The 23,771-nt window shown below is 41.5% G+C and carries 20 protein-coding genes, 1 tRNA gene and 1 pseudogene; 9 read left to right on the forward strand and 13 right to left on the reverse strand.

What is annotated here, in order from left to right; translation table 11 throughout:
- Positions 1-221, reverse strand: a pseudogene (locus H6G73_RS17860) (photosystem II D2 protein (photosystem q(a) protein)); the annotation flags it as partial.
- A gap of 288 nt (positions 222-509) precedes the next feature.
- Here H6G73_RS17860 and H6G73_RS17865 point away from each other — a divergent pair.
- The 4 genes from H6G73_RS17865 (at position 510) to H6G73_RS17880 (ending at position 2,698) form a co-directional block, all read left to right on the forward strand.
- Positions 510-782, forward strand: coding sequence for a hypothetical protein (locus H6G73_RS17865; protein ID WP_190606929.1), 273 nt, complete (start codon positions 510-512; stop codon positions 780-782).
- 13 nt (positions 783-795) lie between these two features.
- Positions 796-1,473 (forward strand): ABC transporter ATP-binding protein, encoded by a 678-nt coding sequence (locus H6G73_RS17870; RefSeq protein WP_190606932.1) that lies wholly within the window; start codon positions 796-798, stop codon positions 1,471-1,473.
- Positions 1,474-1,921: 448 nt separating this feature from the next.
- Positions 1,922-2,473: an NYN domain-containing protein gene (locus tag H6G73_RS17875; protein ID WP_190606935.1), complete on the forward strand. Its 552-nt coding sequence runs from the start codon at positions 1,922-1,924 to the stop codon at positions 2,471-2,473.
- Between the two features lie 153 nt (positions 2,474-2,626).
- Positions 2,627-2,698: transfer RNA gene (locus H6G73_RS17880), tRNA-Asn, on the forward strand.
- A 235-nt stretch (positions 2,699-2,933) separates the two neighbouring features.
- Here H6G73_RS17880 and H6G73_RS17885 read toward each other — a convergent pair.
- Positions 2,934-3,542 carry a hypothetical protein gene (locus tag H6G73_RS17885; RefSeq protein WP_190606937.1) on the reverse strand — a complete coding sequence of 203 codons (609 nt, stop codon included), beginning with the start codon at positions 3,540-3,542 and terminating at the stop codon, positions 2,934-2,936.
- A gap of 399 nt (positions 3,543-3,941) precedes the next feature.
- Here H6G73_RS17885 and H6G73_RS17890 point away from each other — a divergent pair, with 399 nt between their 5' ends.
- The gene (locus H6G73_RS17890; RefSeq protein WP_190607042.1) at positions 3,942-4,331 is read left to right on the forward strand and encodes a biotin carboxylase; all 390 of its coding nucleotides are present in this window, start codon (positions 3,942-3,944) and stop codon (positions 4,329-4,331) included.
- 102 nt (positions 4,332-4,433) lie between these two features.
- Here the strand turns inward: H6G73_RS17890 and H6G73_RS17895 are convergent, their stop codons facing one another.
- From H6G73_RS17895 to upp, 3 genes are all read right to left on the reverse strand, one after another.
- A complete protein-coding gene (locus tag H6G73_RS17895) occupies positions 4,434-4,685 on the reverse strand; it encodes a YggT family protein (protein ID WP_190606938.1) in 252 nt (83 codons plus the stop codon).
- 137 nt (positions 4,686-4,822) lie between these two features.
- The gene (locus tag H6G73_RS17900) at positions 4,823-5,170 is read right to left on the reverse strand and encodes a hypothetical protein (protein ID WP_190606940.1); all 348 of its coding nucleotides are present in this window, start codon (positions 5,168-5,170) and stop codon (positions 4,823-4,825) included.
- A 74-nt stretch (positions 5,171-5,244) separates the two neighbouring features.
- Positions 5,245-5,895: a uracil phosphoribosyltransferase gene (upp, locus tag H6G73_RS17905; RefSeq protein WP_190606942.1), complete on the reverse strand. Its 651-nt coding sequence runs from the start codon at positions 5,893-5,895 to the stop codon at positions 5,245-5,247.
- Positions 5,896-6,310: 415 nt separating this feature from the next.
- Here upp and crtH point away from each other — a divergent pair, with 415 nt between their 5' ends.
- On the forward strand, positions 6,311-7,813 hold the full coding sequence (gene crtH, locus H6G73_RS17910; RefSeq protein ID WP_190606944.1) for a carotenoid isomerase: 1,503 nt from the start codon (positions 6,311-6,313) through the stop codon (positions 7,811-7,813).
- An 88-nt stretch (positions 7,814-7,901) separates the two neighbouring features.
- Entirely contained in the window at positions 7,902-8,903 is a 1,002-nt protein-coding gene (locus H6G73_RS17915) for a serine hydrolase (protein WP_190606946.1), read from the forward strand.
- Between the two features lie 169 nt (positions 8,904-9,072).
- On the opposite strand, the gene purT is transcribed toward H6G73_RS17915, so the two are convergent.
- The 7 genes from purT to topA form a co-directional block, all read right to left on the reverse strand.
- The gene (gene purT / locus H6G73_RS17920) at positions 9,073-10,242 is read right to left on the reverse strand and encodes a formate-dependent phosphoribosylglycinamide formyltransferase (RefSeq protein WP_190606948.1); all 1,170 of its coding nucleotides are present in this window, start codon (positions 10,240-10,242) and stop codon (positions 9,073-9,075) included.
- A gap of 35 nt (positions 10,243-10,277) precedes the next feature.
- Positions 10,278-10,766 (reverse strand): pentapeptide repeat-containing protein, encoded by a 489-nt coding sequence (locus tag H6G73_RS17925; RefSeq protein ID WP_190606950.1) that lies wholly within the window; start codon positions 10,764-10,766, stop codon positions 10,278-10,280.
- Positions 10,767-10,852: 86 nt separating this feature from the next.
- A complete protein-coding gene (locus H6G73_RS17930) occupies positions 10,853-13,456 on the reverse strand; it encodes an HD family phosphohydrolase (RefSeq protein WP_190606952.1) in 2,604 nt (867 codons plus the stop codon).
- Between the two features lie 61 nt (positions 13,457-13,517).
- Positions 13,518-14,429 (reverse strand): ADP-ribosylglycohydrolase family protein, encoded by a 912-nt coding sequence (locus H6G73_RS17935; protein ID WP_190606954.1) that lies wholly within the window; start codon positions 14,427-14,429, stop codon positions 13,518-13,520.
- A gap of 91 nt (positions 14,430-14,520) precedes the next feature.
- Complete coding sequence (gene aroQ, locus H6G73_RS17940; protein WP_313948453.1) at positions 14,521-14,979, reverse strand: type II 3-dehydroquinate dehydratase; 459 nt, start codon at positions 14,977-14,979, stop codon at positions 14,521-14,523.
- 14 nt (positions 14,980-14,993) lie between these two features.
- On the reverse strand, positions 14,994-15,128 hold the full coding sequence (locus H6G73_RS24890; protein ID WP_256443811.1) for a hypothetical protein: 135 nt from the start codon (positions 15,126-15,128) through the stop codon (positions 14,994-14,996).
- 281 nt (positions 15,129-15,409) lie between these two features.
- Positions 15,410-18,052, reverse strand: coding sequence for a type I DNA topoisomerase (gene topA / locus H6G73_RS17945; protein WP_190606957.1), 2,643 nt, complete (start codon positions 18,050-18,052; stop codon positions 15,410-15,412).
- 979 nt (positions 18,053-19,031) lie between these two features.
- Between topA and H6G73_RS17950 the strand changes: the two genes are divergently transcribed.
- Entirely contained in the window at positions 19,032-19,340 is a 309-nt protein-coding gene (locus tag H6G73_RS17950; protein ID WP_190606959.1) for an RNA recognition motif domain-containing protein, read from the forward strand.
- A gap of 458 nt (positions 19,341-19,798) precedes the next feature.
- Positions 19,799-21,361, forward strand: coding sequence for an NAD(P)H-quinone oxidoreductase subunit N (locus tag H6G73_RS17955; protein WP_190606961.1), 1,563 nt, complete (start codon positions 19,799-19,801; stop codon positions 21,359-21,361).
- Between the two features lie 423 nt (positions 21,362-21,784).
- Here H6G73_RS17955 and H6G73_RS17960 read toward each other — a convergent pair whose 3' ends face one another.
- Entirely contained in the window at positions 21,785-23,770 is a 1,986-nt protein-coding gene (locus H6G73_RS17960; RefSeq protein WP_190606962.1) for a PP2C family protein-serine/threonine phosphatase, read from the reverse strand.
- Position 23,771: the final 1 nt, after the last annotated feature.

The raw sequence follows: 23,771 nt of genomic DNA on the forward strand, positions 1-23,771 counted from the left end.
AGGAAGTTACATCCTTCTAGGTAGGATGAGGCTAGTCCGTGGGTGTACCAGGAGGTGACGAAGGTTGTCCCTGTGAGCCAACCGCCTAGTGCTAGGAAGGCGCAGGGAAATAATAACACCCCTGACCATCCTATGAATACGAAGCGATCGCGCTTCAACCAGTCGTCTAGTACGTCAAACCACCCTCTGCTACTTGTGGGGCGGCCTACTGCGATGGTCATTAGAGAAAATCTCCAAATGTTTATAAGTACGGTTTTTAAAGATGTTAGAGATGACAATATTGCAGTCTTCGGCTAACCAGAAAGTAAGTAGATTGTCAATTTACTTAACAATTATTTACTCTCTCTCATCATAATAAGTGTAAATCTCTAATTTTTCCAGTGCTTGAGGAGATAAAATTTAATCTTGGCTATAATTCACTGATCAACAAGCAACTGGTAACTAGCGACTACTAGCCACCAACTAATAACGCTAGAATGAGTCCTACAGTGCAAATTTATTAATCCTAAATGTTTACCATTGACTTAAGCATCAAAAATACAGCGTTTCCGATATCAGTACAACGTAAGTCAGCCGAAGACGCTGAAGCTGTCTATCAGCTGATTTTGGCGGCGATGCGCTCTGGTAACCCTGATATTGTGGAGTTAAAGTGCGAAGGCAAGACCGAGAAAAAAATTGCTGTTCGCGCTAGTGAAATTTCCGGGGTACAGATTGTACAGAAAGATGGTGCTGCTACCAGTAGTGGTAGGGCACCAGGATTTTTTGCCTTAGCTGCTGAGTAACTAAGGTAAATACATGACGGTAGCGGGCATCGAAGTTAAAAATTTAAACTTCTTTTGGCCTAATGGGGAGCAAGTAATCAAATCTTGCTCTCTCCAAGTACCCAAGGGCGAATTTTGGATGCTTTTGGGTACTAATGGTAGTGGCAAATCAACTTTACTGAGATTGATAGCTGGTTTACTAGCTCCCCAAAGTGGAGAAATCGGGGTTTTACCTCCCATTGGCTTTGTGTTCCAAAATCCTGATCATCAACTGGTAATGCCTACAGTTGGTGCTGATGTGGCTTTTGGCTTGGTATCTGAAAAGTTGGCTCCTGCTCAGGTAAAAGCAAGGGTGGAAGAGGCCTTGGGGGCAGTTAATTTGCTGTCTTTACAACGTAGACCGATTTATGCGTTGTCTGGTGGACAAAAACAGCGTGTGGCTATTGCTGGTGCGATCGCTCGCCACTGCGAAGTTTTATTATTAGATGAACCGACTGCTTTACTAGATCCAGATAGTCAACTGGATTTAGTAGCTAGTGTGCGTCGTCTGGTCAAAAGTCGCGGTATAACTGCTTTATGGGTTACTCATCGCTTAGATGAATTAAATTATTGTGATGGTGCTTTCTTACTTGAAAAAGGCATATTAGTTGATACTGGTGATGCCGAACGTCTCAAACAGCGTCTAATGACTGTGGAAAATGAGGTTGTTTGATTAGCAGTATTTGCTTGTGCTCAAAATTATTATCAACTCATACTCACCAGATTTCCAGTCTATGGGTCTGGTGTTTTAGTTTGATGATGCTCAGAAGAGACTAGGGAAGAAGAAAGCAAGAAAATCTATTCATCTTTCACAGATGCAATAATTATTAACTTTACTGCACCCATATCACAATCATCTTTATACATTCGTATAAAAAACAACAAAATAATTCATTAAATAATATTCAAACATTTTAATAATTGGTTACATATCTGCTAAAAATGGGGAAAATCAGGATTTTTAGCAGCAATTTCCAAATTGGTGCTTCTATCTTCAGGTCTATATTTGCCGTACTTGGATACTTTTTATCCTATGTAACATAGTGTTACAAGGGATGCTTCAACTACTATAAAACTTATGAATGATTTTTGTTAACTCTAGAAAATTGTGATTAAAAACCATGCTCCGTTCCATCGTCCCGGCCGTTTTACTAGTAGACGGCTACAATATTATAGGCGCTTGGCCTTGCTTGAAGAAAACTCGTGATCAAGCTGGACTTGAAGCTGCACGAGGGGAATTAGTGGAAGCAATGACTAGTTATAGCTCTTTTCAGGGTTATGCAACTCAAATTGTTTTTGATGCCCAATATCAAAATGCTTCCAGTAATAGGGAAATTATTACCGAATTGGTCTCTGTTCATTACACCGACTTTGGGCAGACCGCAGATACTTATATTGAAAAAGCTTGTGCCGGATTACGAGAACAAGTCACACAATCTTTGATTTCGCGCTTCATTGTTGCGACTTCAGACCGAGCGCAACAATTAATGGTGCAGGGGTATGGTGCCGAATGGTTGTCAGCACAACAACTATGCGGTGAAGTTGAAGCAACTGTGTGTCGAATGCGGCACAAATATAATCCGCGTAAACAATCAAAAAGCCGCTTTTTAGCTCATGCTATTGATGCTAAAGCTAGACAGCGTTTGACTGAGTTGCGGATGGGATGGAAATAACGCCTCTATCCTGTCCTGGATGGCACTTTTGGATCTGTTTTTGGCTAGGTAAATTCAGTGCTTGAGCCGATTTTCCAAAAAAATCCAAAAATTTTTCCAAAAGCACTTGCCATATTCTGAAACTGGCGCTATGATAATAAACGTTGTGAGCGTTCCTCAGTAGCTCAGCGGTAGAGCGATCGACTGTTAATCGATTGGTCGCTGGTTCGAATCCAGCCTGGGGAGTTAAGTAAATTCTCAGATTATTTGCAAGGTGTGAATCTTAATTCACACCTTTGCTATTTGGTACATCTGCTACTTAAGTCTGTGACTGACAGGGTACAGGGAACAGGTGACAGAAAGAGAGGGGGATAAAAAAGAAGATATTCCTCCTTGTCTCCCTTGTCCTCTGTTTCCCCCCCCTGCCTTGTGCCTCCTGCCCTCTATTGAAACTGATCCCATATTTAATTTTTACTATCACCTAGCTTTTTGACGCACGCCAGTTACAGCGATTCCATTCGTAAATGCCTTGAATTTCGTATTCGGTGCCGTTGAGGAAGCGAATTAGACAGGTGGTTAAGGATTCATTCCCATTGTTGATTTCATTGACCTCTATGACGATACAGGGAAACCATTCCCGTTGACAGGGGCCGTTATCTTGTACCCATTCCCACAAAGCGTTGGAAACTTCGATGCGATCGCCTACTTTCAGTTTGATAGAATCTCTAGTATCAGCATATTTGTCAAAGTGATGTAATTGCACGCGATTTAACCACTGTAAACCATAGCGATCGCGGATAAACTGTACTCTACCTGAATCTTTTGCCTGCAACCAATCATTGAGCAACTGCACTTTCCAAAATCGGTTTTGCTCTTGTTCTGTTGTGACAAACTCCAACAAAGCTGTTACCTCTTCTGAAGTCAGTTCGTCTAAAGGATTATCGGCATCTGATAACGTGGTAGAATTGCCCTGAAATTGCTCAACTATTTGCAGTAATATTTGTTTTTGTTGCTCAGAAAGAGGACAGCCAGATGCACAGCATTGGTTAAAGGCCATTTGCAATGCTGTATCAATTTCATCTGGAGTCATAGTGAATAGCAATTTAAGGTTATTTATAGCAGGTGACAGGTGACAGGTGACAGGTGACAGTGCTAAAAGCCTTTCAGTATTCAGGTTTTAGTTGTGGTTCATGTCCTAACCATCTTGTCTACGGCTATATATAATTATTGCAAAGGTTAAATTAAAGTTTATAATCCCTGCATTGTAAAATTTCTGTAAGGTGATGTGGGACACAGTTCTCGGAAATCAATGCTGAAGCGATAATTGACAACGCAGTATAGTTAAAACTTATTGTGATTATTTGTTTGAGATATGGAAAGGAACAACAGCCGCTTATTACCAATTTTTCTAGCTGTCGGGGTAGAGGCTTACTTAAAAATCAAAACTCAGTTATCAAAATTGCTTAAGTTGAGCTATCTTGCTGCGGTCATGTTTTTAATTTTGGGGGTATTTGTACCTTCAGCATTGGCACTCACCCAAATTAAATTATCAGACCTAACCTACAAAGATTGTCCTCCTGAACTAGCGCAAGGTGCTGTCACTAGTAACGGTTCTGGTGCTGCCAATTGTTTTATCGTCACTGGCAAGGCTGAAAATGGTACTTATAAAACCGTTTATGATGCAGACATCTATGGACGCATTTACGACGCTAACAATGACCCTATTTTGCAAAATCGTACTCGTCTAGGTTCAATTCCTGAAGTGCCACCAGGTGTGAGTGATTTTGAATTAAGAATTTCTGTACCTGTGAACCAGCCAACACCTTTGAAGTTAAAGCAGTTTAAAGCGTCTGGTTTTACCGCCCCAGTCAGGAAGTAGGATAGCCACAAAAACTTGTAGAGACGGTGAGAAAGGGAACGTCTCTACAAACATCAATGATGCTATTAGCGAAATCCAGTACAAGCATTCAGGCTGGGGTGATTAAAATGCTGTCAATAGACTTCCCAGGAAATTGAGTGCCAAAATGGCCAGCACGGGGGAAAAGTCCATTCCACCTAATGGGGGAATAATTGAGCGAAACAGATTTAGATAAGGGTCTGTGATTTGGCTCAAAGCAGCAAATGGTTGGTTGTACCAGTTGATGGTGGGAAACCAGGTCAATAACACTCGAATAATCAACAAAGAACTATAGAGGGTAATGAAGCTGGCTAGGGTAGGAATAAGTAAACTCATGGTTAGATAGGTTTCCTGCTCAAGGTTGAGATATGATTTCTGGATTGATTTTAATTTAGCTTATGTCATTGTGTCTGTAGATATTTGGGGTCTGTATCTACGAAAATAGACATTTTTTGCTCAAAAATCACAACTTTTTACACATCTTGGGAAAGGGAACGCTCATTCACTGTCTGGGATGAATTACCATTGACGTTGCCTAACTGCTTTCGCACATCATCAATTGTGGCATTCAATTGGGCAATTTTATCTTCCAGCGATCGCCTGGCCGCATCCATTTCTATACTTTCATTAGTAGTGGCCCGCATCTGCCTTCTTCTGGGGAGAACTTCAGCGTCGCTCAGATTATTGTCGCTCAGAACATTGTCATCTGCTAATAATTCACCTTCACGACGGGAAGCCAGAACTGCACCTAAGATTCCTCCCACTAAACCACCAACAAAGGCTCCAGCTAAAAAACCACTGGTAAAACCATCTCTACTCATATTTTTACCACCTTCAACAAACCTGCAACTGTCACATAATTGAAGCTATTGTCCCGCTCTAGGTGCATCCTAGCTTAAGTTCCAAAGATGCGATCGCCAGCATCACCCAATCCCGGTACAATAAATCCTCGATCATTCACCGTTTCGTCAATAGTAGCAGCGTAAACGGTTAAACCAGGATATTCAGCACTGAGCTTCTGTAAGGCTGGGGGTGCTGCTACTACACAAATAATTCTCGTTAAGGCTGGATCGACACCTCTGTGCGTCAATTCTGCCATCGCTGTCATTATAGACCCTCCCGTTGCCAGCATCGGATCAGTAATCAAAACTCGTGTTTGTGGGTCAAACTTCTCTGGCAGTTTATTCAAATAACAGGAAGGTTCCAAAGTCTCCTCATTTCGCACCAAACCCAGATGGTAAATTGACGCTAAAGGTAATAAAGTCTGCGCTCCTTCCAACAATCCTAATCCCGCCCGTAAAATTGGTACAACCGCCACAGGAACTTGTGGGTCAACAAAAGTAGCTGGACATGCTGCTAAAGGGGTTTGCACCGTCGTATCTTGGGTTGGTAGCCAGTCTCGTGCTGCTTCATAGGTCAGCCATCGTCCTAACTCTGTAATGGCGCTGCGAAATAATACCGAAGGTGTAGCTACATCACGGACTACGCCTAGCCAATGTTTGATGAGGGGATGGGGTGGGACATAAACAAGCAATCTTTGCGTCATAGCTAGAAACGGGTAGCTTTCGATTTAGATGAGAACTGAAACACAATCATACCAAGTTTGGATTTTGGATTGAGAATATTCACGGCTAGGCATTTTCATTCCCTCACTCCAGCCATAGCACCCCAGATTATTGAAAATATTTTGCATTAACAGTTGACAGCCATTCTCAATCAAGGCTATATTGTTATACAGTGTTCTCCTCTCTTTAAAGGATCGGCAGACGGGATGAGCCGGCGGTAGCAGGCTTCTCCCTCTTTTTTATGTCTAGAGACTATTTAAACAACCAAAAAATATCTAAATTGCCTATTTCATCAACAGATTCCTGGCGTGGTATTATCTTACATATGTTTTGAAAAATACAAAAATTGAAACTCCTATCACTATCCCTAGAGTTATTTTTAATTTTTAATTGTCTATGTCCCCTGATTCCACTTTTGATGTCATTGTGATTGGTTCTGGTATTGGTGGTTTAGTTACAGCCACCCAATTAGCAGCAAAAGGGGCAAAAGTATTAGTTTTAGAACGTTATCTTATTCCTGGTGGTAGTGCAGGTTATTTTGAACGCCAAGGTTATAAATTTGATGTTGGTGCTTCCATGATTTTTGGTTTAGGTAATCAGGGGACAACAAACTTACTAACTCGTGCCTTAGCTGCCGTGAATGTACATATTCACAGCATTCCTGATCCAATACAGATTCACTACCATCTACCTAATGAATTAGATATCAAAGTAGACAGATTGTATGAAAAGTTTTTGCAAAACCTGACGGATTATTTCCCCCATGAAGCAATGGGTATTCGTCGTTTTTATGATGAATGCCAAAAAGTTTTTAACTGCCTTAATAATATTGAGTTGCTATCTTTAGAAGAACCTAAGTATTTATTGCGTGTATTTTTTCAACATCCCTTAGCTTGTTTAGGATTACTTAAGTATTTACCTCTAAATGCCGGCGATATTGCTCGAAAATATATTACAGATCCACTATTATTAAAATTTATCGATATAGAATGCTATTGCTGGTCAGTAGTACCAGCAGATATGACACCAATGATTAATGCGGGGATGGTGTTTTCTGATCGACATTATGGTGGTGTAAATTATCCTCAAGGTGGAGTGGGAGTAATTGCCCAAAAGTTGGTTGAAGGCTTGAAACAAGCAGGTGGTGAGATTAAATACCAAGCCAGAGTAACGAAAATCATCACCGAAAAAGGACAGGCTGTAGGTGTACGACTAGCCAATGGTACAGAATTTTATGGTAAAAAAATAGTATCCAATAGCACACGTTGGGATACTTTTACAAAATTACTTCCCCAAGAACACCTGCCTAATAATGAGAAAAAATGGCAACAAGCCTATGAAAAATCACCCAGCTTCTTGAGTTTACATATGGGTGTGAAGGCAGAAGTTTTACCTACGGCAACAGCATGTCATCATATCATCTTGGAAGACTGGCAGCAGATGACAGCATCAATGGGGACTCTGTTTGTTTCCATTCCCACCTTACTAGACCCAAATTTAGCGCCTCCAGGACATCATATTATCCACGCCTTTACACCAGACTGGATTGTTCATTGGCAAGGACTTTCAGCAACGGAATACAGAGAAAAGAAAGGGCTAGTGGCAGGAAAAATCATTGAACGCTTAGAAAAGGTTTTCCCTGGCTTAAATGCAGGATTAGATTATTTAGAAGTAGGGACACCACGCACCCATCGTCGCTTTTTGGGAAGAATGGATGGAACTTACGGCCCCATACCCAGACGGAAATTGTGGGGGTTATTGTCAATGCCGTTTAATCGCACCGCTATTCCTGGTCTGTATTGTGTGGGAGATAGTACCTTCCCTGGTCAGGGTTTGAATGCAGTGGCTTTTTCTGGTTTTGCGTGTGCTCATCGTATTGCTGAAGATTTGCGACTTTGAGATGTTGATATTTTCGGCATCCAAATTTTTCAGCTTGTGTTTTAATCAAACGAATGCTTCGTGTTTCCACATCGGTTATTGTTCATTCATGCAACTCACACACAAAACTCATATTTTCAAAGCCAGTTTGCTGCTATCTGGTGTTTTTAGTGCTTTTCTCTGGGGTGCAACAGTCAAAGCTGCTATTCCCAGTAGTCAACCGGTACAGGAAAATATTCCCCAGGTGACTAATGGCAATCAATTTGCTGGTGTGGTGCCTTTGAATTCTCCTATGCAGGAATTAGAACCACAGATTAAAGCATTGATGCACCGCTATAGCTTTCTAGATACGGGAATGTTTTTCCTAGATTTGGAGACTGGCAATTATTTGGATATAGGAGGCGATCGCGTTTTTCCCGCAGCCAGTACAATTAAATTGCCAATTCTTGTGGCTTTCTTTCAAGATTTAGATGCTGGTAAGGTCAGTCTGGATGAAAAGTTAACCATGCGGAGTGACTTGGTAACTGGTGGTTCTGGAGAAATGCAATATCAGCGGGTTGGCAAAAAGTACACGGCCTTAGAAACCGTGACCAAAATGATTGTCATCAGCGACAATACTGCAACCAACATGATTATTGATCGTTTGGGTGGAATTGCCAAACTGAATCAGCGTTTTCGCAGTTGGGGACTGCAAGATACAGTCATTCGTCATCTGTTAGCTGACTTGCGGGGAACCAATACCAGCAGTTCGGAGGATATGGCACGGGTATTAGCTTTATTGGTGAATGATAAACTCGTTTCTAGCTCCAGCAAAGAACAAGTATTAGATATTCTCCGTCATACAAAAACCCGCACATTACTTCCCGCAGGTTTAGGGAAAGGTGCGGTTATTGCTCACAAAACCGGCGATATTGGTTTTCTCATCGGCAATGCTGGGTTTGTCACTATGCCCAATGGAAAGCATTATTTGGCAGCAATTTATGTTAAACGCCCTTACAAAGACTCTAGAGGTAGGGACTTCATTCGCCAAGTTTCCCATCTAGTTTATGATTACCTCAGCCACCCTCACCCTGTGGCATCAGTGAATTCTTCTCATAGTTTTACTAGATAGAATGTGTTGAGTAGTGAGTAGTTAATTACTCACTACTACATGGGATTTTTTGCGTAAATGTTTTTTGTTTCGCGCTTCGCGTTCACGTAGTGTGCCGTAGGCATTCCCGTTCACGTTAGCGTCTCCGAAGGAGAAGGGTAGGCGCAAAGAAGAACGCAAGAGGTCTTCTCTAAACTAGTTTCACTTTACTTGCTGCTTTGGTGGCTTTTTCCCTAGCTGCTTGCACATTGTCACCTTTAGCTAAAGCTACTCCCATGCGTCGATAAGGATGAGCAGCAGGTTTACCAAATAATCTAATATCTACATCTTTTTCTGCTAAGGCTTCTGCCACCCCTGTAAAAGCAATATAATCTGATTTTTCTGAGGCTAAAATCACTGCACTGGCAGCAGGGCCTAGTTGTTCAATGTGGGGAATTGGTAAACCTAAAACAGCGCGGAGATGCAATTCAAATTCATTCAAATTTTGAGAGATTAAAGTTACCATTCCCGTATCATGGGGACGGGGAGAAAGTTCTGAGAAAATTACTTCATCTTTGGTGATAAAAAACTCTACTCCAAATATACCTGCACCACCTAAAGCATCAGTAACTTTTTTCGCTATTTCTTCGGCTGCGAGGATTTTATCTTCAGAAATATTTGCAGGTTGCCAAGATTCTTGATAATCACCTCTTTCTTGACGGTGGCCGATGGGAGAACAGAAAATTGTCGGTGCATCCCACTGTTTAATGGTGAGTAAAGTAATCTCAATTTCAAAATTAATAAACTCTTCAACTATTACTTTTTGACTGTCACCACGAGAATTAGCGATCGCATAATTCCAAGCCTGTTCTACTTCACCTCGATTTTGCACCACAGATTGACCTTTACCAGAGGATGACATCACTGGTTTCACCACATTAGGAAAGCCAATTTCTGCGGATACTGCTATTAATTCTCCTAAGGTGACAGCATAACCATATTTAGCTGTTCTCACTCCCAATTCTCGATGTGCTAATTCCCGAATTCTATCCCGGTTCATGGTGTAATTAGTCGCAGCGGCAGTGGGAATTACTGTAATTCCCCTTTGTTCAAATTCTAATAACTTTTCAGTTCTAATTGCTTCAATTTCGGGAATAATCAAATCTGGCTGATGCTTACTGACCACTGCTTCTAAATCTTCTGCACTCAGCATGGAAATTACTTCAGCACAGTCGGCCACTTGCATTGCAGGAGCATTAGCATATCTATCAACCGCAATGACATAATTACCCAAACGTTGGGCAGCAATGACAAATTCTTTACCAAGTTCTCCTGAACCTAGCAGCATCAATTTTTGGGGAAGTTTTAGCACCTTGTTCATGAATTTATGCAATAAATAGTCACAATCTTTTCATGTTAATCATCATCTGAACTATTGAATAAAGCACCACGCATTTGTAAATCTTTACGTTGTTTATCTGTTAATCCAATCCCTGCACCAAATTGACATCCTACTACTAAAGTATCGTTCCACATAGTTTCATTTAATGTAGCATCAGTTAAATTAGCATTGCTCAAATCAGCTTGAGTGAAATTAACAAATAGCAAATCAGCATGAATTAAACTACTACCTTGAAGATTGGCACCACATAGGTTACCTCTAATCAGATTCACGTAATCTAAATTGAGATTTGACAAATCTGCTCCCACTAAATTAGGAAATTTTAAAGATTTTGGCTGATATAAAAATTTTATTATACAATTAATATTGGCTTCATTTAAAGCTAACTTAGCTAAATAATCATAACGAGCAATTCCTAATTTTTCAAGAATAGATAAACGCTGTTGATAATCTTGGTTCAGAAAATTCACAGCATTATCTCTCGGATTTTGATAATCAAGCATCTTGGGTTCTAATCAGATTGACAATTAATCAATTTATTTTCACTATTTTTCCATAGCAAACTACCCTAATGGCTATTTAGCAAAGCCTATTTTATCCTCTGCTTAGGATAGGCAATGCGTTTGTGGTGGAATTGTTGCCATACTTCGACAAAAATTTGAGCAATTTGCGTCATCTCTTCCCTTTTTAATCCTGACTCTGCCAATTGCCCATCTTGCCACCTAGCGCGGAGAATATTGTTTAACATATTTATTGCTTGTTCTGGTGTGCCATCCTTTAAACTCCGCAAGGCAGCTTCACTGGAATCTGCTAACATCACAATTCCCGTTTCTCTTGATTGGGGAATTGGCCCATCGTAACGAAAATCAGCTTCATTAACTTCAATGTTGGGTTGTTCTTTAGCTATTTGTTGTGCTTGGTGATAGAAATAGGCAATGGTCATTGTTCCCTGGTGTTCGGGAATAAACGCTTGAATTGCTGTTGGTAAACTGTGTTTTTTTGCCATGACCAACCCTTCGGTCACGTGCTTTTTAATAATTGCGGCACTTTGCCAAGGGTCTTTAATTTCTGTTTCATGTTTATTGGGGCCTGCCATTTGATTTTCGATAAATCCTTGGGGGTCGTGCATTTTCCCAATATCGTGATACAGTGTACCAGCCCTAACTAGTTCCACGTTACATCCCAATTCTTTAGCAGCAGCTTCTGCTAAGGTAGCAACTAGTAAAGTATGTTGAAAAGTGCCTGGTGTTTCTGTCGCGAGTCGCTGTAACAAAGGTCGATTGGGATTTGCTAGTTCTGCTAACCGAATGGGGGTTATTAAATCAAATATTTTTTCGAGATAGGGACTGATACCTAAAGCCACCACACTCCAAGCTAAACCAGAGACAGCAAATAAACCTGTTTCTTGGAGGACAAAATACCAACTGGAACCAAAAACTGCACCGGTGAAGATTTTGAAAATCAGGTAAATACTGCCTTGAATCACAGCAATCACTATACCTAATAATGCTAACTCTTCACGCGATCGCAATTTGGGTGCAACAACACTGCTAAATACTCCCCCTACCAACCCTGCAACTAAGCCAATTTTACTAGCATCTAAGCCGATGGGAAGGATGAATGATAGTAACCCAACTACGGTGACACCCAAGGTAGAACCATAGAAGCTACCTAGTAATAAACCCATGCCACTCCAGGTAGTATAAGGCAATCCCAAAGCTAACACACCCGGTGTACTTAAGGTTAGCAATAAAATCAACAAGCGATCGCGTTGTCGTAATTGACTTTTACTGAGCTTTTCTACCCAAACAAATATTCCCACAGCCGCAGTTACTACCCCAGTTAAAACCGTCAACTGCAACCAATTCACCCTGATGCCAACTAAATGATAGTGCTTTAAAACCTCTAGTTTCCACTCAGTAATTATCTCGCCTTTTTTGACAATTACTTCTCCTTGTTTAACTTTCACCATCACAGGTGTAACATTATCAGCAGCTTGTTGTGCTTGTTGTTTAGTTTTATCTGCATCTGGTTTTAAATTTGCTTCTAATACGGACAATAATATTTTGCTAGCTAAAGATTCTGCTTCATTAGGTACAGTACCTTGGATTTGTAATTTCACTGCTTCACTTAAAAGCTCATCTGGCAATCCTACTGCTATACCTTGGGTGAGGATTTTTTCTACACTTTGATGAATTGCCGCTTGGGTTGTAGACCAATCATCATCAGATAATTCCAACAACACAGTTTCGTTATATATATTTTCTTGTGCTGCTAATTTATTTTTTGCTGCGTTATATTTTTTTCTCGCTTGATTAATTGGATAAATAATACTAGACAAATTTTTGTTGGCATTGGTAGCAAGATAAGTTTCTAATTCCTTGAAAGCACGATTTAATTCTACGTTGTCGATTTGTTTGATTTCTGATTGAGGCAAATTTTCGGGTTCTAATATTGGTAGGGAGACAACTGACCCGTGGGGCTTGAGAACTGGATTAGCTTGAAACCGTTTTTGATCACGATTTTGGAGAATCAATTGTAATTGTTGCCATTCTGATTCAGAACAGGAACGCAGATAACGTTGGCTAGCAATCGATAAAAATGAAATATCAAAGAAAGGAAAAGCACCAGCCACATTTCTCAATTCTTTGCCAGTAGTAATTATTTGTTGGAGATTTTGGTTAATTTTTTGATTAATTTCCTGGTCAATCATTAAAATAGGCAGTGCTTGTATTTTCGCTGCCTTGCGGTTCATTTCTGTTTTTTCTTTATCTTCCACTTCATCTGTAGAGGGAGCAATGAAGGTTTGATTAGCTGGTATTCCTACCTTTAATTTTGGTTGTCTATATAAATCTTTACCTACTACACCTGTGAGAGAAATAATCGATATAACCAACAACACAGAAGAACGTTTTTTATGCACAAAACTCAACATCACTGTTTCCATTCTGCCTGGTGATGTAGTTAATTGGGCCGATTTTCTACGTTTTTGTTGTCCACCCTGTTTACTTCCCGGTGATAAATACAAAAGTAAATCTTTGAGAATTTTTTGGTGTAATTTTGGGTTTCCCTGTTGTCCCATTTGAGTAATTACTAAATCTAACCATGTAGTTTTAGGGGATAACAGTTGGTGCTGTTGCTGCCATTCCCTTAACCGCTGGCTCAAGGATTGCCAAAATTCCTTGGTGTTCATTACGCTGATTTATGTGTTACTCAATAGAGATAGGAAAATCATGGAAATTACTTGACTAAATTTATCTTGGGCGAATAATATGAGGAGCTGCAAAGATAGACAAGGGAGTGAATCCTAAGGATATGCTATCTTCTGTTGGGGCGATCGCACTATTTTCTGGAGCAAGATTATACACCCCTGACCACACTGCCACAAGTTTATCGGCTAATTCTAACATTTCCACAAAATTGCTCAATCCCCATGTGGGTAACTCCGTCGCTGCGGCTAAAATCTGCCAATTAATGGGTATGCCTAAACTACTGTTATAAGCCCCGGATAAAGCCCCTGCCAGAATGCCTCTGACATCCTGCTGTTTTAAGCTTAAATGAGTTGCTCTGCCTATGGTGAGTGGAAAGTCTTCTAAGGTGGTAAGAAAACAATACAGGGCAATAGCTAGGCTTTGAATTAGTGGTTCTTCCTTAGCCAATAAAGCCTCTACCTGTGCTAGTGCTTTTCCTTGTTGGACAAATATATTGACTTTTTCTAAAATTTGTGGTAATTGGGTGTCAGTTTGATGGAGAAATTCTACAGTTGAAGGGATAAAAGTTTGATGATCTAACTTCTCATTCAAAGACTGAGCGATCGCATATCCTAATATTAAAGTTGTATCTTTGACCACTGGGTCATCTGGCCAGAGATTTTGGAGTTGAAGTAAACCTGATCTGAGTTTGGCAGGACTTTCGTGGAAAAAAATTGCTAGTGGTATGGTGGTGAAAAGAATTTTGTCCCAACTCTGGTGATTTTCTGCACCCACAGATAATTGATTTTGCAGCTTTAACCAATGCTCTAGGTCAAATCTCCCCAAAGAGATTAAACTTTTTGTGCCCACAACAGCCATTTCCCCCAAATGACTGATATGTTGGTCAGCTAATCTGGCTCCCAGAAAAGCCCCTAAAAAAGTTCCCCTTACCCGATTTACCAGAGAATAACGCATAAAATTGGATATTTTAAATTTTAGACTTTGGATAAATCTCACCAAAATCTAAATAAGGGTGATTACCATCAGATAATCAACCCCAAGACAGTTAAACGGATTTTTCTCGCAAATGGTGAACTAGTGCTTGTAAACCCAATACATAACTTTGAGCGCCAAAGCCACTGATTTGGCCAATTGCCACTGGTGCTATGTAAGAATGATGACGAAATTCTTCTCGACGATATATATTACTAAGGTGTACTTCTACTGTAGGCAAATTTACCCCAGCGATCGCATCACGTAATGCCACACTAGTATGGGTATATGCTCCAGCATTAATCAAAATTCCCTGATAATCACCCAAAGCGCTGTGAATTTTATCTACTAAAACCCCTTCGTGATTGGATTGCACAGGAAATACCCCCACTTGCAGTTTAGTAGCTTCTAACTCCAGCAACCGATTAATATCTGCCAAACTTAAAGAACCGTAAATACCAGGCTCCCGTTGTCCTAGCAAATTTAAATTCGGCCCATGTACTACCAAAATACTTATAGGTGGCAACGTCAACTCCCTTCAGGACTTTAGCGACGACGCGGTTCATTTACAGGAATCGGAATCAGTTCCGGTTCAGCCTCAGCCTCTGGCCCTAGCAGGGCTTCAATTAGCTTACGTGCTAATTCTTTAAGCTTTTCCAGTACCTTTTCTATATAATCCATTGAACTGACCGCTCCTGAGTAATACCTCAATATTAATTTATTGGTTCGCAGAAACTGGTGTATTGTTGCACCGCAGGCCTCGAATCTGGCTGACACTTTCATGCAAAGTTGCTGATTAGGCAATGAAAAAATCCAGTTTTGTGTCTTGCCTTACTTCTTAGAGTATCACATTCATTTAAATAGGTGGGGAAGGAGTTGAGAAGTCCAGAATTACCTAGCTCTGCAACTAGCTGTTAAAAGAGTCACCTATCTAGAATCTCTCCCTCCTCCCTGTACCCTGCCTATTTCTTCTTCGTACTCGTTGTCGAAGATTTAGCTGTTGATTTAGTAGTTGATTTAGTGGTTTTGGTAGTCGTTGATTTAGTAGTTTTGCGCTTGGTTGATGATTTTGCTGCTAGTAACTCCAAAGCCATCTCTAGAGTCACATCTTCTACTGTCTTACCTTCAGGAATTCCCACATTAGTTTTGTTGTACTTAATGTAGGGCCCATAGGGGCCGTCGTAGATATTAATCGGTGAATCATCTTCTGGATGTAAGCCTAGTTCGCGCAAAGCTGCTTTTGACTTGCTGCTGCTAGCCCGTCCTTTTTTCGGTTCTGCCAATAACTGTAATGCCCGTGCCAAGGTGACTGTTAAAACATCATCTCCAGCTTTTAAAGAGCGATAGTCTTTACCATCCTTGCCTTGGTCATGAACCACATAGGGGCCAAAACGTCCTAAACTCGCTTGAATTTTGCCACCAGTTTCTGGATGTACTCCCAATGTACGAGGTAGGGCCAATAAACCCACAGCCATATCTAAGGTGATATTTTCGGCTGTGACTCCTTTGGGTAGGGAAGCTTGTTTTGGCTTGGGGTTTTCCTCTGTTTTGTCTCCTAACTGCACATAGGGGCCATAGGTGCCAATTTTCATATAAATTGGTTCACCTGTTTCTGGATGGCGACCTAATTCATCTGGACCCGTGGTTTTTTGTTTGAGAATCACCTCTACTTGTTTGGGGTCGAGGTCTGCGGGGGTGAGGTCTTTGGGAATGGATGCAGTAACTACGCTTTCGCCATTGTCCACTTCAATATACGGGCCGTATTTACCAATGCGAACTTTGGCATCTAAATTTTCTAGTTCTACAGTTCTAGCTTTATTAGCATCTATTTGGCTTTCTTGTTCCTTGACAAGAGTTTCTAAGCCTTTTTCCCCTAAATAAAACTCTCGCAGATAGGGCAACCAGTTGACTTCTCCTTCGGCAATGTCATCTAGAGTTTGCTCCATTTTGGAAGTAAAACTGGGGTCAACAATATCTGGGAAATGCTTTTCCAGCAGGTCTGTGACGGCGAAGGCGGTAAAAGTAGGAATTAGAGCGTTACTTACTAATTGGGCGTATCCTTTATCCAGGATAGTGCCAATAATACTGGCGTAGGTACTAGGACGGCCAATACCTTCACTTTCTAGGGTTTTAACTAAGGTAGCTTCAGTATAACGGGCTGGGGGCTGGGTTTCATGTCCTACTGCTGCCAGTTCGGTACAATCGGGATGATCCCCTACTTTCAAGGCTGGTAAAATTACTTCTTGGTCTTCTAATGCCGCTTCGGGATCATCGGAACCTTCAACGTAAGCGCGTAAATAGCCGGGGAAGTCAATGCGTTTACCAGAGGAACGAAAGCCAGCGTCTTCTACTTGCAGTTGAACAGTAATTTGTGTTTGGCGAGAGTCTGCCATTTGACAGGCAACGGTACGCTTCCAAATCAAATCATAAACCGCTAGTTCTCGACCGCTTAAGCCGGTTTCCTGGGGTGTGCGGAAACTACTACCTGCTGGGCGGATAGCTTCGTGGGCTTCCTGTGCGCCTTTGGATTTGGTGGTGTATTGTCGAGGTTGGGGACTAAGGTACTGTTTACCGTACAATTGTTCCACACAGCTACGAGCAGCAGCGATAGCTTGTTCTGACAAATGCACCGAGTCTGTCCGCATATAGGTAATATACCCTTGCTCGTACAGATTTTGAGCAATACGCATGGTGTCCCTAGCGGACAAGCGGAGTTTACGGTTAGATTCCTGTTGCAGTGTCGATGTAGTAAAGGGTGGTGCAGGTTTGCGGGTGACTGGTCTTTCTTCAATATCAGTCACCTGCCAGATTTTGCCTGTTAACCTTTCTTTCAAGGCTTCTGCTTGCTCTTCATTTAACAACACCACATTGCGCCCTGGGGCAATTTGGCCGGTGGCTGGGTCAAAATCACTACCTGTAGCAACTTTTGTGCCACCAACTGTCACCAACTGGGAGGTAAAGGGGGTTTTTTCCTGTAATAAGCTGGCTTTTAAATCCCAATAACTGCCAGCATGAAAAGCCCGTCTTTGTCGTTCCTTATTGACCAACAGCCGCACCGCTACAGACTGGACTCGTCCAGCAGATAAACCCCAGGCAATTTTTTTCCATAACAATGGAGATAGGGTATATCCTACCAACCGATCTAAAATCCGTCTGGTTTCTTGGGCACGAACTAATTGCTCATCGATGTTACGGCAATTTTTCAAAGCTTTTTGGATAGCGTCTTTGGTGATTTCGTGAAACACCATCCGCTTGGTTGGCACTTTTGGTTTTAATAATTGGTACAAATGCCAACTAATGCTTTCACCTTCACGGTCTTCGTCAGTTGCCAAAATCAACTGGTCTACATCTTTTAAGGCATCTTTGAGTTGGGTAACAACTTTCTTTTTGTCTTTGGGGACAACATACACCGGTTCAAAGTCGGAGTCTATATTCACCCCAAGCTGTGCCCATTTTTCCCCTTTGACGGCCGCGGGAATTTCGCTAGACGACTGGGGTAGGTCACGTACATGACCCATCGAAGCCTCTACCCGATAGTCTTTGGGCAGGTAGTTACGAATGGTACGAGCTTTGGTCGGAGATTCGACGATGACGAGAGTTGACATGGAAATTTTAAAAAAAGAATAGCTGTGAAGCTAAACAGTCAAGTTGAGATAATTTCGACGAAATGTCAAGATGCTCTCCTTCGCTAGAGGATGAAGTGAGGCATTTGGATTGAACTAGTAAACCCCCTAGCTGAAAGCAGCACCTATAATTTCATCCACCAAAGTGTGACGGTTACAGGACACTGTTAGGAGTATTTTCTCCTTTATCCTTTATAGTTCATCTGACTTGGGGGCTAATATCGCTTTAGTGATTTCATCCTTACACAAACTGTCTGATAGAGCAAAGGAATTATATTTTTGATCTATTTTCTTTGATCTACTTTTGCCCTGATGATGAATGAAATCTCTGGCGTTCTACTTTATTAATGTTTAACTGATGTCATCCATAACTGGCGAATTAGGTGTTTAAAATACCCCTTGCAGTTTCATCCTGCCATAGGTTACGGTTTTGAGAACTGGGAAAAATGCGTAATCTCAAGATTAAATTTACCTAACGTTTTTCATTCCCCACACTCTCCTCTTCAGCTTGTGCCACAATTCAACCATACTGGAGTGAAAAAGCAAAGTCAGGTGTTGAAGAAGGTGGATAAAAGAGCGATCGCACAACAGAGAAGATTAAATTATACATGCTTCCCTAGTATTCAAGTTGACGATCTCCACAGACAATCGGATGGTGAAGGAACATGGTCGGTATCGTCACTCCCTGCCAATATAATATTGTTCACATTGGCTACCCCAGATTGCAGAAAATTAGGAAAATAATGTTATTGTACTACTAGTGCAGGTTGCTGTACCTGTTGTAACTGTTCATAACCATCCCCAGCCTCGAAAATCTCCTACTTGCGCCTTGCACCACAGGCAATTGTGCTAGTATATATATGGAGAAGTAAGTTCGGCGGTACTGTATCTTGGTTTTAGCAATAATTTCAAGCGGCTCTCCGAATAAACATCTCTGCATCAATGGATTCTGGAGAGTTTCATGTCAATTTACGTAGGTAACCTATCCTACAGCGTCACTGAGGATGACCTATCTAAAGTATTTTCTGAGTATGGTTCTGTAACACGTGTACAGTTGCCCACAGATCGAGAAACTGGCCGCGCACGCGGTTTTGGCTTTGTGGAAATGGAATCATCAGCTGCTGAAGAAGCAGCCATTCAAGCTCTTGATGGTGCTGAATGGATGGGTCGCGTGATGAAAGTGAATAAAGCTAGACCACGGGAAGAAAAAGGTACTCGTTCTGGTGGTTGGGGAAAAAATAATTCTGGATACTCACGAGGCGGTTATTAAGTCTTGATCTAGTTCCCCTTAATAAAAGCTAATTCAGCTTTTTCAACTAAATCATCCCAAAGTCAGCAGTTCAGTCATTTACTGGACTGTTTATTTTGTGCTGGGCAAGAAGATATGGGAAGAAATTAATGTATAAATTCTGATTGGGCAAAGCGGTGTCAGCCTTACTTCTGTTCACCATAGCTCCACTCACTGTGCGAAGCACTCCTAAACTCCTTTCAATTTAAACATAATTTAATCTGATAGTTAGTATAGTATCTAGACTAGGGAAAAGCTGCACAATTGACTGGAAATATCTGATATTTAATTACGGAATAGAGGCTGATTCTGTATGATTTGTGTTCTTTGACTAAAAACTCAGAAAAAACAGAGAAAGATAAATGCAATTTTGGTCAAGAACTATAGATAGAATGAACTCAGTTAGCCTTGATGTCTAATCGCCAAAACCTATACATATCATGGATTTTGCTAATCTTGCATCTCAGTTGAATGCTGGCACTATTTTGCCGGAGGGAATTGTCATTATCACCCTGTTGGGGGTTTTGATTGTTGATTTGATTTTAGGGCGTACATCTTCTCGCTGGATTGGATATCTAGCGATCGCAGGTTTACTAGCCTCGATTGCTGCCCTGTGTTTACAATGGGATGCTATCAATCCCATTGCCTTTAGCGGTGGCTTTAATGGCGATGATTTAAGTATTGTGTTTCGCGGTATTGTCGCTTTATCTGCTGCCGTGACAATCTTAATGTCAATTCGCTACGTTGAGCAGAGTGGTACTGCTTTAGCAGAATTCATCGCGATTTTATTAACTGCTACTCTGGGCGGAATGTTTGTTTCTGGGTCCAGTGAATTAGTGATGATTTTCATCTCCCTAGAAACCTTGAGTATTTCCTCTTACTTATTGACAGGTTATACAAAGCGTGACCCCCGTTCCAATGAAGCAGCACTGAAATACCTGTTAATTGGTGCTTCTAGCACAGCAGTATTTTTGTATGGTGCGTCGCTGTTGTACGGTTTATCTGGTGGACAGACAGAACTAAGTGCGATCGCTAATGGTATTGCGACAGCTAACGTAGGTCAATCTCTAGGTTTAGTGATTGCCCTCGTGTTTGTGATTGCAGGTATTGGGTTTAAAATCTCTGCTGCACCCTTCCACCAATGGACACCAGACGTGTATGAAGGTGCACCCACCCCAGTCATTGCCTTTTTATCCGTTGGTTCTAAAGCCGCAGGTTTTGCTCTAGCTATTCGGTTGTTAACCACTGTTTTCCCCCTTGTCGCGGAAGAATGGAGATTTGTGTTTACAGCCCTAGCGGTACTGAGTATGATTTTGGGTAACGTGGTAGCCCTGGCTCAAACCAGCATGAAACGGATGTTAGCCTATTCTTCCATTGCCCAAGCTGGCTTTGTGATGATTGGTTTAATTGCTGGAACTGATGCCGGCTATGCCAGCATGATTTTCTACTTGCTGGTTTACCTGTTCATGAACCTGTGCGGTTTCACCTGTGTGATTCTCTTCTCTCTTCGCACCGGTACCGACCAAATCAACGATTACTCTGGCTTGTATCAAAAAGACCCCTTGTTAACACTCGGTTTAAGCATTTCTTTGCTCTCCTTGGGTGGTATTCCTCCTCTCGCTGGATTTTTTGGCAAGATTTACTTATTCTGGGCAGGTTGGCAAGCTGGTTTATATTGGCTAGTCTTACTAGGCTTAGTTACCAGCGTTGTTTCTATTTACTACTACATTCGTGTCATCAAGATGATGGTGGTCAAAGAACCACAGGAAATGTCGGATGTAGTCAGAAATTATCCAGAAGTACGTTGGAATTTGCCTGGATTTAGACCTTTACAAGTTGGTTTGATTGTCACTTTAATTGCTACTTCCATTGCTGGTATTTTGTCAAATCCCCTCTTTACTTTGGCAAATAATTCAGTAACTCATACTGCCATTTTGCAAGCAGCAACTATTGTGCATACACAAGCCAGTGCAATCACTACTAATCAAGCAGAGGATTTGTAATTGATTGGTTATGGTTAGTGGGTATTGGGTGATGAAGTTTTCTTCTCCCCAATTCCCATTTATATAGCAGGTGACAGGTAACAGGTGACAGGTAAGCCAGCGCGGTCTTGGGGGTTTCCCCCATGAGCGACTGGTGCACCCCGAAGGGGTGACAGTGCTAAAAGCCTTTGTTTGTCTCTGTTTTAGCTGTAGTTAATGTCCTAACTTCCTTGTCTACGGCTATAGATGGCAGAAAGTAGAATTTTAAGCTAGTTAAATTAGTACACCAATAAGATAAAAAATTGATTTTAGAACGTATACAGTAATTAACTGTAGGAATTCTATTTTGATGTTTGAAAAAAGCTTTTAAATTTTGATTTCTTCTTTTCTATTCCCTGTTTCTAAACCAAGGTGTGGGAACAGTAATCACACAGGTTGACCATATCACCTATTCCTATTGCCTGTTACTTGCTTTATCTGCAAGCATATTTGCTGCACAGAAGGTGGTAGTTGACTACAAGTCTTCTCAAAGGAACGAGGATATAGATAAGACCAAGCAAATAAGCCTATACCTGTACTTCCTAGTAGCACTACCAATAATCCTCCCAGAAGTACGAGTTTTTTGCTGCGACGTTTGGGTAGTATCTCTGGGTCAGGGATAGGTTCTGCTGCCATTTCTGTATCTGTCTCAGGAGATTCAGGTTCTGGTTCAGGTTGCGGTTCAGGTTCTGGGACTGCCGCTGCTGGTGGTTCAGGTTCTGGGATGTCTGGGGTCTCTAGGGCAGAAGCATCTATTTCTGGTAAAGGTAGGGGTACATCTTCCTGTAAGGATGGGGGCGACACTTGGCAAACAGTCATCACTACAGAAGTGTTGTCATGACCATTTTTTTCATTGGCTAAGTTAATCCAACTACTGACGGCATCTCCTACAGACATTTGACCATTCAAGACCGGGATGGCAAATTGTCGCCAAGATTTTTCTACCCAGTGGCGATCGCTTAGTCCATCAGAACACAATAATAAAATGCCATCTTCTTCCAAAATTAAGCGTTGAATCTCGAAGTGCAAGTGATCCGCTTCTCTAATTCCCAAGGCTTGGGTTAAGGCATTTGCCTCTGGCTTTTGTAGTGCTTGACGGTACAAACCCCGTCCCAGTCGCACTTCCCTTGTAGCCATATCATCGTCAATGGTGAGTAGTTGGCAATAGTTCCGAGTTATCCAATAAGCGCGGCTATCACCTATATGGGATATGTACAGTTCATGGGCATTTTCTAACTGTCGGTCATCCCAGGTTGTTACTTTTTGGGGTATTTGTACAGCCATCACCAAAGTAGTTGCCATCCTTTCCCTACCTTGGCGTTGTTGTTCTTCATTCCGTGCCCAAATTAAATTATTGACCACCCGCAAACTAGCTTCTAGCTGCTGTTGCAATAAATCAGGTGGTACAATTTGTGTTTCTTGTTGTACTTCCGTCAGCAAAGCACGGATTTGTAATTTTAAAGACTGTACTGCTAATTGACTAGCTACTTCTCCACCTTCATGGCCACCTATACCATCACACACAATTGATAAGCGGGGCAGTAAAAACTCATCTCCAGAGTCTAAGCCATGGGGATAGCAATTGTCCTCATTATGCTTCATCCTGGGGCCTGTATCCGTTGCCCCTGCCACTGCCAATGTCAGAGGCAAATCTGCGGCTAATGTGAGTAAGAGTTGATTGAGTTGATGACTAATGGCAAGTAAATCAACTTCAGGTGCATACATCTGTTGGATGATATGAGCCAAGTCTGGGGTAATGGTAGTATTACCCCCAGCCACCCAAGACTGCCATACAGTGGCTAAATCTTTTACAGTCAGCGGTTCTTCACTCTGGTGCAGTTCTAATAAGCGTACACACCAACCTTGAACACGGATATTGTCCGGGAAAGTTAAACTTTTGGCTACCCCCAAGGTAGACAAAGGCAACCACAATTGAAGAATTTGCCATAGCCAGTATACTTGTCTAACTGTGGTTGCCTGATCCCAAGCTTCTGTAATGGTGGGATAAAGATTGCCCATTTCATCTATGGGTGCATTTTCTAAGAGGAGAATATTACCAACCGCTGAAGAAGTAACTATTCCATAAGCTTGGGGAATATGCAATTGATATGGATATAAGCGTAGATAGGGGATAACCTGGGTTGGTAATTCTGGGGGAATATCTGGTGTGAGTGCTGGTTGGGTATCTAGCCAAATCCGCTGTGTAATGACTTCATACCTATCTATAACTTTTGTACCAACGGCAAATTCGGTGGCTACAGGGCCTACTGCCCAAAGATATCGATAAACCAGGGGTGTCTGACAATGACCACACACACTATATCCTATGGGGTTAATGGGGCGATCGCACTCTGGATTAGAACAATGAATAATTCTTTCGGTAGAAATCATG

Origin of the sequence: Richelia sinica FACHB-800 (assembly GCF_014698825.1) — a bacterium.
In the GTDB taxonomy this organism is placed as follows: Bacteria; Cyanobacteriota; Cyanobacteriia; order Cyanobacteriales; family Nostocaceae; genus FACHB-800.